Here is a 12,918-nt window from a genome sequence, read left to right as displayed (position 1 = left end):
GCGCGGACGATCGTTTCGGCGGGGCGTGCTTGTCTGTATGCGGCATCGGGGTGTTTGCCGCGGTGTTGGCGTTCCGCGCATTGTCCGTCTCTTCGCGTCGAGTTATCCGGCGCGCAGCGGTGCATCGCATGCCGGTCAAGCGAATGCCGTCGTCTCGGGGCGTTGTAAAACAGTCTGTTAGTCATGCGAATCATGTCGATTCGCATGCGGATGCGGGACAGGAAGCAGAAGATGAGCGTGAGCAAGACCTATGTGCAGCTCGTTGTCGAGCTGGCCGAACTGGACGAGGAAATCGAGCGTGCACGCGCACGTGAACGCATCGACGCGATCGCGAAGGTTCACTCGCTGATGGATACCTATGCGATCAAGCATCGCGACCTGGTCGGCCGTAACGGCCGCCGAGGTGCGTACATCGTGAAAGTACTGCCGGCGCGGTATCGCGACCCGGCGAGCGGGAAGGAGTGGAGCGGGCGCGGCAACGCGCCGCTCTGGATCAGGGGCAAGGACCGTCGTCAGTTCGTGATACGCAAGCCGCCGTCCGTAGGCAAGAAAGCCAAGGCACGTTGACGAGGCACGGCCGGGGCGCAGCCCGCATCGACGGATACGACCGTAGTGCCGGGACCGTTTGCCGCACCGCTCGCACTTATCCTCGCCCAACGAAAGGCATCGCAGTCGCCATGATGGTCATGTTCAGGATGTTCGTGTCCAGCGGAAGGCTGGCCATCTGAACGACCGCATTCGCGACATGCGTGACGTCCATGCGCGCCTCGGGCGCCAGGCTGCCGTCCGCCTGCGGGACGCCTTGCGTCATCCGTTCCGTGAGCGACGTCGCCGCGTTGCCGATGTCGATCTGGCCGCACGCGATGTTGTACGCGCGGCCATCCAGCGCCAGCGACTTGGTGATGCCCGTCACCGCATGCTTGGTGGCCGTGTACGCGATCGTATCTGGGCGCGGCGTGTGTGCCGAGATTGAGCCGTTGTTGATGATCCTGCCGCCCTGCGGCGTTTGCGCTTTCATCAGGCGCCATGCGGCCCGCGCGCACAGAAATACGCCGGTCAGGTTCGTCGCGACGACGTCGTTCCACACGTCGAATTCGTATTCGCCGAGTGAAACGGGCGGGGCGTTGCGTCCGGCATTGTTGAACAGCACGTCCAGCCGGCCGAACTGCTGCGCGATTTGCGAAAACGCGCGGTCGACCGACGCTTCGTCGGTGACGTCGGCGGGAAACACGTGTGCGTCGCCGTTGGCTGCGCGGATCGTCTCCTGCGTTTCGCGCAACGATGCTTCGTTGCGTCCGAGCAGCGCGACGGTGAATCCCGCGTGAGCGAGCGCGATGGCCGCCGCGCGGCCGATGCCGGATCCGGCGCCCGTGACGGCTGCGAATTTCTTCGTGACAGACATGGCTTGATTTCCTGCTGGTTGAATGAAGAAAGAGGCGGCGACCGATGTCATCGGAGGCAATGGATTCGAAGCGCACCGCGCGCCTGTTCAAGCGACATCGTACCGCCCGCTCGATTGCGCGATAACCGCGACTATTTGTTCCGCACGGGCGCAGCCTTGCGCGCCCGCGCCCCCGTCTCCGCGAACAGGTCGACCACCACGCCGCGCAGCCACCGGTTCCCTTCGTCCTGATTGACCCGCGTATGCCAGAGCATATGAATCGGCGCACCGGGCAGCGTGACGGGCAACGCGCGCCAGCCGAGCGAAAACGGCGCGGCGAGTTGCAGCGCGAGATGCTCCGGCACGGTCGCGATCAGGTCGGTGCGCTGCAGGATGTAGCCCACGCTCATGAAATGCGGCACCGTCAGCCGCACCCTGCGCTTCACGCGGCGCCGCTTCAGCCATTCGTCCACCTGCCCGTGGCCGGTGCCGGCCGACATCACGACCAGGTGCTCGGCGTCGCGCCATGCCTCGACCGTCAACGGCGCATCCTCGAGCGGATGCCCGTGCCGGAACAGGCACACATAACGCTGATCGAACAGCCGACGCTGATAGAACCCGCCCTTGAGTTGCGGCAGCAGGCCGATCGCGAGATCGACGCGGCCGTCGGCCATCTCGTCGCTCAGGTTGACGCTCGTGTTGCGCACGGTATTGAGCGCGATGCCCGGCGCCGCGTGCGACAGGTGTTCGAGCAGCGCGGGCAGGAACACGACTTCGCCGATATCGGTCATGCCGATCGTCAGCGTGCGGGTGGTGCGCAGCGGATCGAATCCGGTCTCGGGATTCAGCGCGGCGTGCAGCGTCGCGAGCGCGTGCGACACGGGCTCCGCCAGGCGCAGCGCGAACGGCGTCGGCACCACGCCGCCCGGCCCGCGCACGAACAGCGGGTCGCCGAGCCGGCGGCGCAGCTTCGCGAGCGCATTGCTGACGCCCGGCTGGCTCATGTTCATCTGTTCGGCGACGCTCGACACGCGCCGCTCCTGCATCAGCCGTTGGAAAAGCAGCAGCAGGTTGAGGTCGATCTCGCTCAGTTCCATGGGTTTCGCATTGCCCGGCTCATTGCATCCAGTGATGAAGCAGATTCATTTCATTTTATTGCGGGATGAATGTCCACTCCTGAAACTACCGATACGGCGCATGTATTCGACACCACTGCTGCGCGGCCCACAGACCCCACATCTGAATATCGGAGACACCTTCATCATGCAGAAGAACCTGAAGATCGCGATCGTCGGCGCCGGCATCGGCGGCCTGACGCTCGCGCTCGCGCTGCGCGAGCACGGCATCGACGCGCAGCTCTACGAGCAGACCGACGCGTTGCGCGAAGTCGGCGCGGCCGTCGCGCTGTCGGCCAACGCGACGCGCTTCTACGAGCGCATGGGCTTGCGCGCGGCCTTCGACGCGGTGTGCGCGGACATCCCGGGCCTCGTCTATCGCGACGGGCGCAGCGGCGCGGTGATCGGCCATCATCGCGGCGAACCCGACTATCGCCGGCAATTCGGCGGCGCGTACTGGGGCGTACATCGCGCCGATCTGCAGGCCGTGCTGTCGAAGGCGGTCGGTCTCGAATGCATCCATCTCGGCCATCGGCTGGTCGATCTCGCGCAGCACGCCGATCGCGTCACGCTCGCGTTCGACAACGGGGAGCGCGTCGAAGCCGATCTCGTGATCGGCGCGGACGGCGCGCGCTCGATCACGCGGCGTTGGATGCTCGGCTACGACGATGCGCTGTATTCGGGCTGCTCGGGCTTTCGCGGCGTGGTGCCGGCCGAGCGCATGGACCTGCTGCCCGATCCCGACACGATCCAGTTCTGGGTCGGGCCGCACGGGCATCTGCTGCACTATCCGATCGGCGACAACGGCGACCAGAATTTCCTGCTGGTCGAGCGCCACCCGTCACCGTGGCCGTCGCGCGACTGGGTCATGCCGGCGGAAGAGGGCGAGCAACTGCGCGTGTTCAGGGATTGGCATCCGGCGGTGGTGCAGATGATCACCGCCGTGCCGATCAGCCAGCGCTGGGGGCTGTTCCATCGGCCGCCGCTCGGCCGCTGGAGCCGCGGGCGCGTGACGCTGATCGGCGATGCCGCGCACGCGCTGGTGCCGCATCACGGGCAGGGCGCGAATCAATCGATCGAGGATGCGGTGGTATTGGCGGCGCAACTGGCGAAGGCCGGCCCGGGCAACTGGCGCGAAGCGCAGGAAGCGTACGAGCGCCTGCGTCGCGGCCGTACGCGCAAGGTGCAGTACGCGTCGATTTCCGCGGCCGACGTGCTGCACCTGCCCGACGGGCCGGCCGCGCAGGCGCGCAACGCGCGTCTGGCCGAACGCGACGGCGTGCTGCATCACCTGGACTGGATTCACGATTTCGACGCGCTCGCCGAGGAGCCGAGCGAACGACAGGGTGGCACGTGGCTTTGAGCCCGGAGGAGTGTGCGCGTGGGTCGCGCGCGCAGCGCATCGCACCTGTCGACGGACAACGGGCCGGACATCGGTCGCCTTGACGGAAACGGGCGGGGCAACGCCCGCCCGCCGTCACTTCACGCACTCGAGCGCGTACTTCAACCCCTGCCCGAGCAGCCCGCGCCACACGTCCCACGTATGCCCGCCGTCGACGATGCGCAGTTCGGCCGGATTCTGCGCACGACGCAGCTGCGTGTACAGCACGCTCGATTCCGCCTGGATCGTCAGGTCGTCGTCGCCGGCGGCGATGAACATCGGCACGCGCCAGCTACGCGCGAAATAGCCGCGCATCAGCGCCGGGTAGTTGAGCTCGTGCCACACGCGCGAGTCGAACTGCCGGTCGCCGAACACGCCGACATAGCGCGCGGCGGAATTGAGCGGCGGCTCGTTCGCATAGATCGCGGGGCTCAGCAGCATCGCGCCGCAGAACAGGCCGGGTTCGAGCAGCGAGAAGCGCAGCGCGCCGAAACCGCCCATCGACACGCCGCCGATCGCGCGGCCCGCGCGCTGGTTCGACACCGCGAAGTGCGCTTCGACTTCGGGCAGCAGGTCGTTGAGGAACGCGCTCTGCATCTTCTCCTTGCGGTCGACGTACCAGTCGGTGCCGCCCTGCGGCATCACGATCACGACGGGCGGAATCTCGCGGCGCTCGATCAGCGTGTCGGCGGTGGCCTGCAGCCGGCCCTGCGTGACCCAGTCGTTCGCGTTGCCCGCATTGCCGTGCAGCAGGTACATCACCGGATAGCGCGCGCCTTCCGGGTTATAGCCGGGCGGCAGGTAGACCGTGTACGACCAGTCGCGCTTCAGCGACGCCGAACGGAACGTGCGCAGCACGACGCTGCTGCCCGGATTGACCGGCGGCTCCTGGGCGGTCGTGACCTGGGCTGCCTGCGCGGCCAACGGCGGCGGCGCGGGCGAAACCGTCGGCGCGGCCGGCGTGGCGCGGGCGGTGGCGATGGAGCCGGCGATCAGGGCGACGGCGAACGGTAGGGCGAGTCGGCGCATGGCGAATCGTTTCAGGAGAGGCGCCGGCTATCGTAGCAGCGGCGCATGACGGCGCGGCGCGTCATTGCCGCGAACGGAACGGCAGCCGCGCGACGAGCGGCCCGTAGAGTTTGGCGACGAGATACAGCAGGCCCATCGCGACCGCATCGGCGGTCAGGCCGAGCGGCACGTCGAGATAGCCTTCGGTCGCCTGGTAAAGCAGCGAATCGACCGCGAGCGAGATGCCGGTGCCCGCGACGAAGCACAGCAGCCCCTGCCGGCCGATCGTGCCGATCCACGGCATCGCGTGCGCGACCTTCTTCATCCAGCCGAGGTGCACGAGCTTGGCCGCGAGCCACGCGATCGCGAGGAAGTTCACGAGCCGCAGTGCGCCGAGGTTCTGCTTGATCGACGGATCGGTCGGGAACGGCTCGATGCGCAGCCGGTAGTACGCGCCGGCGGCGACGATCGCGAGCGAGACGGCCGTGAGCAGCCAGCCCTGCGGCTTGGGCGCGAGCGTCTGGTAGACGGGCTGGCAGCGCGCGATCACGCCGAGCACGAACAGGAATTGCCACGCGAACGGGTTGAAATCCCACGGTGCGCCTTCGACGGTCGGCAAAAAGCGCGCGACGTGCGGCGCCGCGTACCACAGCGATCCGCTGAACGCGAGCATCAGCCACGGCTGCGTGCGCGTGAGCGGCAGTGCGAGCGGCACGAGCAGCGCGAAGAACGCGTACATCGGCAGCACCGACGCGAGGTACGGCTGGCGGCGGAACAGCAGGATGTCGCGCAGTGCGGCGAGCGGCTTGTGGAGCAGGCCGTCGAGGTCGTTGGTCGGCATGTTCGGGCCGTCGATCGCGAACGCGCTCAGCGCAGCCGTGATCAGCAGCATCAGGCCGGCCGTCACGAGGAACGCGCGGTAGATCTCGAACGCGCGCCGGATAAAGCGCTGGCGCGCGGCGGCCTCGTCGTGCCGCTCGGCGAGCGAGTTGTACGCGATCGCGGTCGCGAAGCCGCCGAGGAACACGAATACCTCGGCCGCGTCGCACAGCGCGTACGCGTGCAGCGTCACGCGCGACAGGATGCTGCCGCCGATGTGGTCGACGACGATGACGAGCAGCACGAGGCCGCGGAAGAAATCGAGCTCGGCGTAGCGGCCGGCCCGGGCAGGCGCGGTCATCGGACCGCCGCCCGGCGCGGGCCGCGTGCGCGGCCGGCACACGCCGCGCATGAATCGGGGTGAAGCATGACTTCGTGAAGAAATGGCGAACGGATGCGCATTGTGCCACCGATGCGGCGCCTGTCGGGTTTACGCGGATGGCGGGCCGTTTCGCCGCTGCCGGCAAGCCCGGTCAGGCTGTCTGCGCAACGGGGCAGTTGGGAGAGCGCAACGCTTTGCGCGCGGTTTCCTTGCCCCGATGGACGGACGGTTTCCGACGTGACACCATTTTGTCTGCACGCGGCCGCACACCGCGTCGTCCGCCCTGCGGGCCACATACAAAACAGACCAAACATTCGCCGGGCGCTCGGCCCGCCCGGCCCTCGGCTCCGGAGAACCGTCATGAAGAAGCACGTCATTTTTGCCGCCGCGCTCGCCGCTTTCGCCGCGCCGGCCTTTGCCCAGAACAGCGTGACGCTGTACGGCCTGATCGACGAAGGCTTCAATTACACGAACAACGTGAACGTAAATGGGGTCGGAAAGACGAATTACCAGCTCGCGAGCGGTTTTGCGCAGGGCAGCCGCTGGGGCCTGAAGGGTAGCGAGGATCTCGGCGGCGGGCTCAAGGCGATCTTCACGCTGGAAAACGGTTTCGACGTGAACAACGGCCGGCTCAACCAGGGCGGCCGCATGTTCGGCCGCCAGGCGTTCGTCGGGCTGAGCGAGTCGCGCTTCGGCACGCTGACTTTCGGCCGCCAGTACGATTCCGTCGTCGACTATCTCGCGCCGCTGACCGCGAACGGCAACTGGGGCGGCACGCTGTTCTCGCACCCGTTCGACAACGACAACACGGACAACTCGTTCCGCGTCAACAACACGGTCAAGTACGCGAGCCCCGACTGGAACGGCCTGACGTTCGGCGGCACGTACAGCTTCAGCAACAGCACCGGTTTCTCGAACAACCGCCAGTACAGCATCGGCGCGCAGTATTCGCTGGCCGGGCTGCAGGTCGCGGCCGCCTACCTGCAGGCGAACAACCCGGGCGTCGGCAGCGCGGGCGCGATCGCGGCCGACGACGCGAACTTCGTCGCCGACCGCCTGCGCATCTTCGGCGGCGGCGTCAACTACACGTTCGGCCCGGCAACGGTCGGCTTCGTCTATACGAAGACTGACGTGAAGAACCCGGTGTCGACCGTCTACCTGCCGGCCTCGACGTTCGCCGGCCTCGGGTTGACCGCGACGAAGTTCCAGAACTTCGAGATCAACGGCAAGTACCAGCTCACGCCCGATTTCTATCTCGGCGCACAGTACGTGTACACGGACGGCAAGTTCGATGCCGCGGCCGGCTCGTTCAAGCCGAAGTACCACACGGTCGGCCTGATGGCCGACTACAGCCTGTCGAAGCGCACCGACGTCTATCTGCAGGGCGCCTGGCAGAAGGTCGGCGGCGACAAGACCGGCACGGCGGCCGACGGCGGCTACATCGTCGGGACGGACGGCCCGTCGTCGTCGTCGAACCAGTTCGCGGTGCGCGCCGCGATCCGCCACAAGTTCTGACCGGGCGGCGGCCGGGGCCGAGTGCCCCGGTGCCGATCGTCAGGTCGGCTGGCGCATGCCGCCGAGCGTTTCCGCGAGCCAGTCGACGAAGATCCGCACGCGCGGTGCGAGATGGCGCCCGTGCGGGAACACCACCGATACGGGCAGCGGCTCGGCATGCCATTCCGGCAGCACCTCGACCAGCGAGCCATCGGCGAGCAGCGGCGCGAGCCCGTCGCGCGGCGCCTGGATCAGCCCGAGGCCCGCGAGACAGCACGCGAGATACGCCTGCGAGCTGTTGACCGACACGATGCTTTGCATCTTCACCGTGTGCAGCTCGCCCGTATCCATGTCCGCATATTCCCAGTCCAGTTCGCGGCCCGTGCGGCTCGAGAAATAGCCGACCGCGACGTGGTCGGGCAGCTCGTCCGGCGAGCGCGGCGTGCCGTGGCGCGCGAGATACGCGGGCGACCCGCAGTTGATCTGCGCCATCTCGCCGAGGCGCCGTGCGACGAGCGACGTGTCGGACAGCACGCCGACCCGCACCGCGCAGTCGATGCCGTCCGCGACGAGATCGACGAAGCGGTCGGTCGTGCTGATCATGACGCGCAGGTCGGGGTAGCGCGCATGAAAATCCGGCAGCGCCGGGATCACCTGGTTCAGTGCGAAGCGCTCGGGCAGGTCGACGCGGACGACGCCGCGCGGCGACGCGCGGGCGTCCTCGAACAGCGATTCCGCATCGTCGAGATCGGCCAGCAGCTGCACGCAGCGCTCGTAATAGGTCGTGCCCTCGGCGGTCAGCGCGACGCGCCGCGTCGTGCGCTGCAGCAGGCGGATGTTCAGGTGCTTTTCCAGATACTGGACGGCGTTGCTGACCGTCGGGCGCGGCAGTTGCAGTTGCTCGGCCGCTTTCGTGAAGCTGCCGAGATGGGCGACGCGCGCGAAGATGCGCATTGCTTGCAGATGGTCCATGCGGGGTGGGGCGTCGGCGGGTTGGAACAGGCTCCATTGTTAATCAGCGTCGAATGGTTTGGTGGAGCGTTTCGCGTTTATCGCGCGCCGCGATGCGCCGACAATCCGGTCCATCCACTCACCACTGAAGGAAACGGACATGGACACGCGTCAACTGGGCCGCACGGGCCCGCAGGTTTCGGCGATCGCGCTCGGCTGCATGGGAATGTCGGATTTCTACGGGCCGGCCGACCGCGACGAAAGCATCGCGACGCTGCACGCGGCGCTCGACAGCGGGATCACGATGCTCGACACCGGCGATTTCTACGGGATGGGCGACAACGAGATGCTGATCCGCGACGCACTGCGCGGCCGGGCGCGCGACCAGGTGCTGATCAGCGTGAAGTTCGGCGCGCTGCGCGATCCGGCCGGCGGGTTTGCCGGCTATGACGCGCGGCCCGACGCGATCCGGAACTTCGTCGCGTATTCGCTGAAGCGGCTCGGCACCGACTACATCGACATCTACCGGCCGTCGCGCGTCGATCCGGCCGTGCCGATCGAGGAGACGATCGGCGCGATCGCCGATCTCGTGAAGGCCGGGTACGTGCGCCATATCGGGCTGTCCGAAGCCGGTACCGATACGATCCGCCGCGCGGCGGCCGTCGCGCCGATCTCCGACCTGCAGATCGAATACTCGCTGCTGTCGCGCGGCATCGAGGCCGAGATCCTGCCCGCGTGCCGCGAACTCGGGATCGGCGTGACGGCCTACGGCGTGCTGTCGCGCGGGCTGCTCGGCGGCCGCTGGAGCGCCGCGCGGCAGGGCGAGCGCGATTTCCGCGCGGCGAGCCCGCGCTTCCAGGGCGAGAACCTCGCGCACAACCTCGCGCTCGTCGACGCGCTGCGCGCGATCGCCGACGAGAAGGGCAGCAATCCGGCCCAGGTCGCGATCGCGTGGGTGCTGTCGCGCGGCGCCGATATCGTGCCGCTGATCGGCGCGCGCAAGCGCACGCAACTGCAGGACGCATTGCGCGCGCCTGAATTGCAACTAACGGTCAATGATCTCGCACGCATCGAAGCGGCGGTTCCCGCCGGGGCGGCTGCCGGTGACCGCTATCCGGCCGCACAGATGGCTCACCTCGACAGCGAGCAGGCACGGGGGTAATCCACGGGGCCTGAGCGGCGGGCCTGACAGGCCCGTCCGACAGGCCCTAGCCAGCCTCAGGCAAAACCAGATGGCGGGCGGGCCGACGGCGGTTCACCATCGGCGCCGTACTCGACCGGACGGAACGCCCTCCATGCAAATTCATACGCTGACGATCATCGTGCTGGTTTTCCTGCTGGCCGGCGCGGTGAAGGGAATGATCGGGCTCGGCCTGCCGACGATCGCGATGGGGCTGCTGACGCTCGCGATGCCGCCGTCGGCCGCGGCGAGCCTGCTGCTCGTGCCGTCGTTCATCACCAATGTGTGGCAGTTGTGGCTCGGCCCGTCGTTCGGGCCGCTGCTGCGCCGGCTGTGGCCGCTGCTCGCCGGTCTCACGATCGGCACGCTGACGGGCGGGCTGCCCGCGCTCGCGACCGGCAGCACGTGGACGCATGCGGCGCTGGGCGTGGTACTGATCGCCTACGGGCTGTGGGGGCTGGCCGCCGCGCGGCTGCCTGCGCCGGGGCGTCACGAAACATGGCTGTCGGCCGTGGTCGGTTACCTGACGGGCGTCGTGACGGCCGCGACCGGCGTGTTCGTCGTGCCGGCCGTGCCGTACCTGCAGGCGCTGCGGCTGTCGAAGGACGACCTGATCCAGGCGCTCGGGCTGTCGTTTACCGCATCGACGATCGCGCTCGGCTTGCAGTTGCGCGTGACGGGCGCGCTGCAGACGGTCGATCTCGGCGTGTCGGCGCTCGCACTCGTGCCGGCGCTGGCCGGAATGGCCGGCGGGCAATACGCGCGGCGCGTGATGAGCGAGAAGGCGTTCAGGCGCAGCTTCTTTGTCGGGCTGATTGCGCTCGGCGCATACATGGCTGCTTCGGGGCGGCTGTGAGCGAGCATCGTCGAGGTGCGTGATGCCCGCTGGCCCGAACGTCCCGAAGCCGGTTTCTGCTGCCGGCTTCGGGGACTGTCACGGGATGGCGGTTACACCGCTCAGGCCGGATCGGCGTATTTCAGCGTCCACCCGAACGTGCGGGTCGCGCCCGTGCCGAGCGCAAACGGCTTCGTCGTGCACGCGAAGTTCGAATGCAACTGGCCGATCGGCGTCGTCGACAACGGATTCGTCGTGCCGTTCACCGTGTCGAAGGCGGACAGCGCGCAGTTGTCGAACCCGGATGCCGAATAGCCGGTCGCGGCGCTGTTCGCGTAGGTTACCGACACACCGTCGCCGTTGGCCTGCGTGGACGCGAAATCCGCGAACGACGTGAAGTCCGTCTCGACCGACAGGTTGCCGGCGAGCGTGCCCGAACTCAGCGTATCGCTGCGCGCGACCGTGCCGTGCGCGAACGTCAGCACCGTATGCACCTGCAGGTCGAGATCGGTCGTGTACGCCGCGTTCTTCGACGCGAGACGGAACTTCGCCGTATCGAACGACACGGTCACCTGGCCGTTGGCCTGCTGCACGTTCAGGTTCTTGTAGTACGTGACGGGAATGTAGGTCTTCCCGTTGTACGACACCTGCGGCACGAGTAGCGCGTAGCCGAGATCGGTCGTGCCGTAGATCAGCTTGTCGGAGAACGGCACCGGGTAGTACGGCGTGAACGAGTTGTAGTCGGGCGCCTGGCTGAGGTTCAGGTTGATCACGCGCCGGCCGTCGCGCACGGTGAGCAGCGCCGCGCTGTACGGGTGAGCGGTGTCGCCGGGCTGGTTGTACCAGGTGAGCGTGTAGCGCGGCAGCGCGTCGAGCCACGCGTTGTAGTCCGCATCCGCCATCGGCGCCTTGCCGCCGAAGCCGAGCTTGTTCCACCACGCGTTCACGTACAGGTACTGGTGCAGCAGGCTGAAGTTCTCGCCCATCACGCGCGGCTTGCCGCGATACGCGTCCGTGCCGCGGCCCTTGACCCACATGTTCACCGACGGCGTCGGCAGCGACGGGTCGTACCAGTAGGTGTCGAAGCGATTCGCGGCCCGGTAGATGAACGCATACGCGACCTGCTTCTCCTGGTCGGACAGCACGCCGGCGTTGGCCGCGGCCGTCAGCACTTCCATGAACGCGGAATCGCCGTACGGGCCGATCGAGCGGCCGTAGTTGAAGCCCTGGCCGTTGGTGTTCAGCTGCGGCAGGATCAGGTCGACCGACTTGCGCAGATAGCCCTTCAGTTCCGGCGTGAGATTCGCTTCGTTACCCATCTCGAACGTGCGCTCGACCACTTCGCCGATCAGCAGCGTGCTGTAGCGGTCGAAGCGGGCCTGGTCGTAATAGGTCGTGTGCGTGTTCGACGCTTCGTCCGAGAACCCGCCCGACGAATCCTTGCGGATGTGGTTTGCGAGCGTGTACAGCAGCGCGTCGCGCGCGCCCATCGTCGCGACGGACGGATCGGTCGCCGACGCGAACGACGGGCTGCTCCAGCCGAGCTTCTGCCGCAGCCCGGCGATTCCGTAGGACACCGCATAGTAGTTCTGCGCGGTGTTGAGCGACGCGATGTCGATCGGCGTGCCGGCGGCCGGGCACGTTCTGGCCTTGCCGCTCGCGTCGGGGCCGAACATGTCGCAGAAGGTGAGCCGCTGCTGCAGCGTCGCGAGCATTGCGTCGCTGAAGACTTCGTTGAGCATCCCGTGCGCCTTCAGGTTGTTCAGCGCGACCAGGTAGTAATACTCGCCCCACGACGTATTCGCATACGTGTAGTTGCCGCCCGACTGCGCCGTCATCGCGGTCGTGATCGTCTGGTACGTCGCGAGGTAGCTCGCGTATTGCGGGTCGCCCTTCGACTTCATGTCGATCAGGATGTACGACAGGCCGAGCGCGAGCTTGCCGGGCAGGAATTTGTCGCCGGTGTTCGTGTCGAGCACGTGCACCGGCGTGCCGTCGCCGAGATCCATCACGACCTGCGTGAAGTCGGGCGATTTCCGGATCAGGTCGAACAGCGCGCGCATCTGGCCCATCATCGTGACGGGAATGTTCGTGCCGGCCGGCACGCTGGTGTCGGGCGCGCCGTAGACGAGCGCCTGCAGCGAGTTCGATGCGAGTGCGGGTGTCGACGACGGCGGCGGCGTGTCGGTCACGTCGTTGCCGCCGCACGCGCTGACGAACAGGACGGAAAGGGCGCTGAGCGCGGCGCCGAGCGCGAATCTGCTGCGCGGATGCATTGTGTCTCCAGTTTTGAATAGTGATGACGGACGGGCTGGTGTGGCCGTTGCCGCGCTCGACGCCCGTACCCGACCTCCGCCTTGCAACCCTGATCC

Annotated in this window: 11 protein-coding genes; 5 read left to right on the top strand and 6 right to left on the bottom strand. The window is 67.4% G+C overall.

The genetic code is table 11. The annotated features are described in order from the left end of the window. Nucleotides 1-231: 231 nt before the first annotated feature. Nucleotides 232-567, top strand: a complete 336-nt coding sequence (locus GD429_RS12175; protein WP_227791620.1) for an H-NS histone family protein — start codon at nucleotides 232-234, stop codon at nucleotides 565-567. A 76-nt stretch (nucleotides 568-643) separates the two neighbouring features. Here GD429_RS12175 and GD429_RS12170 read toward each other — a convergent pair whose 3' ends face one another. Continuing rightward, complete coding sequence (locus GD429_RS12170; RefSeq protein ID WP_152857150.1) at nucleotides 644-1,402, bottom strand: SDR family oxidoreductase; 759 nt, start codon at nucleotides 1,400-1,402, stop codon at nucleotides 644-646. 131 nt (nucleotides 1,403-1,533) lie between these two features. Continuing rightward, complete coding sequence (locus GD429_RS12165; RefSeq protein ID WP_152857149.1) at nucleotides 1,534-2,478, bottom strand: LysR family transcriptional regulator; 945 nt, start codon at nucleotides 2,476-2,478, stop codon at nucleotides 1,534-1,536. A 166-nt stretch (nucleotides 2,479-2,644) separates the two neighbouring features. On the opposite strand from GD429_RS12165, the gene GD429_RS12160 reads away from it, so the two are divergent. Continuing rightward, the gene (locus tag GD429_RS12160; protein ID WP_152857148.1) at nucleotides 2,645-3,859 is read left to right on the top strand and encodes an FAD-dependent monooxygenase; all 1,215 of its coding nucleotides are present in this window, start codon (nucleotides 2,645-2,647) and stop codon (nucleotides 3,857-3,859) included. Nucleotides 3,860-3,973: 114 nt separating this feature from the next. Here GD429_RS12160 and GD429_RS12155 read toward each other — a convergent pair whose 3' ends face one another. Further along, a complete protein-coding gene (locus GD429_RS12155; RefSeq protein WP_152857147.1) occupies nucleotides 3,974-4,906 on the bottom strand; it encodes an alpha/beta hydrolase in 933 nt (310 codons plus the stop codon). A 61-nt stretch (nucleotides 4,907-4,967) separates the two neighbouring features. Next, nucleotides 4,968-6,065: an OpgC domain-containing protein gene (locus tag GD429_RS12150; protein WP_152857146.1), complete on the bottom strand. Its 1,098-nt coding sequence runs from the start codon at nucleotides 6,063-6,065 to the stop codon at nucleotides 4,968-4,970. Between the two features lie 381 nt (nucleotides 6,066-6,446). Between GD429_RS12150 and GD429_RS12140 the strand changes: the two genes are divergently transcribed. Further along, the gene (locus GD429_RS12140; protein ID WP_152857145.1) at nucleotides 6,447-7,601 is read left to right on the top strand and encodes a porin; all 1,155 of its coding nucleotides are present in this window, start codon (nucleotides 6,447-6,449) and stop codon (nucleotides 7,599-7,601) included. A 39-nt stretch (nucleotides 7,602-7,640) separates the two neighbouring features. On the opposite strand, the gene GD429_RS12135 is transcribed toward GD429_RS12140, so the two are convergent. Next, on the bottom strand, nucleotides 7,641-8,552 hold the full coding sequence (locus GD429_RS12135) for a LysR family transcriptional regulator (RefSeq protein ID WP_152857144.1): 912 nt from the start codon (nucleotides 8,550-8,552) through the stop codon (nucleotides 7,641-7,643). A 139-nt stretch (nucleotides 8,553-8,691) separates the two neighbouring features. On the opposite strand from GD429_RS12135, the gene GD429_RS12130 reads away from it, so the two are divergent. Together GD429_RS12130 and GD429_RS12125 are read left to right on the top strand one after the other, a co-directional pair. After that, nucleotides 8,692-9,693: an aldo/keto reductase gene (locus GD429_RS12130; RefSeq protein ID WP_152857143.1), complete on the top strand. Its 1,002-nt coding sequence runs from the start codon at nucleotides 8,692-8,694 to the stop codon at nucleotides 9,691-9,693. Nucleotides 9,694-9,826: 133 nt separating this feature from the next. Next, nucleotides 9,827-10,567: a sulfite exporter TauE/SafE family protein gene (locus GD429_RS12125; RefSeq protein ID WP_152857142.1), complete on the top strand. Its 741-nt coding sequence runs from the start codon at nucleotides 9,827-9,829 to the stop codon at nucleotides 10,565-10,567. Between the two features lie 101 nt (nucleotides 10,568-10,668). On the opposite strand, the gene GD429_RS12120 is transcribed toward GD429_RS12125, so the two are convergent. Next, a complete protein-coding gene (locus GD429_RS12120) occupies nucleotides 10,669-12,822 on the bottom strand; it encodes a hypothetical protein (RefSeq protein WP_152857141.1) in 2,154 nt (717 codons plus the stop codon). Nucleotides 12,823-12,918: the final 96 nt, after the last annotated feature.

Origin of the sequence: Burkholderia sp. BE17 (assembly GCF_009362305.1) — a bacterium.
In the GTDB taxonomy this organism is placed as follows: domain Bacteria; phylum Pseudomonadota; class Gammaproteobacteria; order Burkholderiales; family Burkholderiaceae; genus Burkholderia; species Burkholderia pyrrocinia_C.
The sequence above is the reverse complement of the archived record's forward strand: the minus strand, read 5'-3'. Positions and strand labels throughout refer to the sequence as shown.

Coding starts and splice junctions, on each gene's coding strand:
- GD429_RS12175 (WP_227791620.1), top strand. CDS start 232: ATGAGCGTGAGCAAGACCTATGTGCAGCTCGTTGTCGAGCTGGCCGAA.
- GD429_RS12170 (WP_152857150.1), bottom strand. CDS start 1,402: ATGTCTGTCACGAAGAAATTCGCAGCCGTCACGGGCGCCGGATCCGGC.
- GD429_RS12165 (WP_152857149.1), bottom strand. CDS start 2,478: ATGGAACTGAGCGAGATCGACCTCAACCTGCTGCTGCTTTTCCAACGG.
- GD429_RS12160 (WP_152857148.1), top strand. CDS start 2,645: ATGCAGAAGAACCTGAAGATCGCGATCGTCGGCGCCGGCATCGGCGGC.
- GD429_RS12155 (WP_152857147.1), bottom strand. CDS start 4,906: ATGCGCCGACTCGCCCTACCGTTCGCCGTCGCCCTGATCGCCGGCTCC.
- GD429_RS12150 (WP_152857146.1), bottom strand. CDS start 6,065: ATGACCGCGCCTGCCCGGGCCGGCCGCTACGCCGAGCTCGATTTCTTC.
- GD429_RS12140 (WP_152857145.1), top strand. CDS start 6,447: ATGAAGAAGCACGTCATTTTTGCCGCCGCGCTCGCCGCTTTCGCCGCG.
- GD429_RS12135 (WP_152857144.1), bottom strand. CDS start 8,552: ATGGACCATCTGCAAGCAATGCGCATCTTCGCGCGCGTCGCCCATCTC.
- GD429_RS12130 (WP_152857143.1), top strand. CDS start 8,692: ATGGACACGCGTCAACTGGGCCGCACGGGCCCGCAGGTTTCGGCGATC.
- GD429_RS12125 (WP_152857142.1), top strand. CDS start 9,827: ATGCAAATTCATACGCTGACGATCATCGTGCTGGTTTTCCTGCTGGCC.
- GD429_RS12120 (WP_152857141.1), bottom strand. CDS start 12,822: ATGCATCCGCGCAGCAGATTCGCGCTCGGCGCCGCGCTCAGCGCCCTT.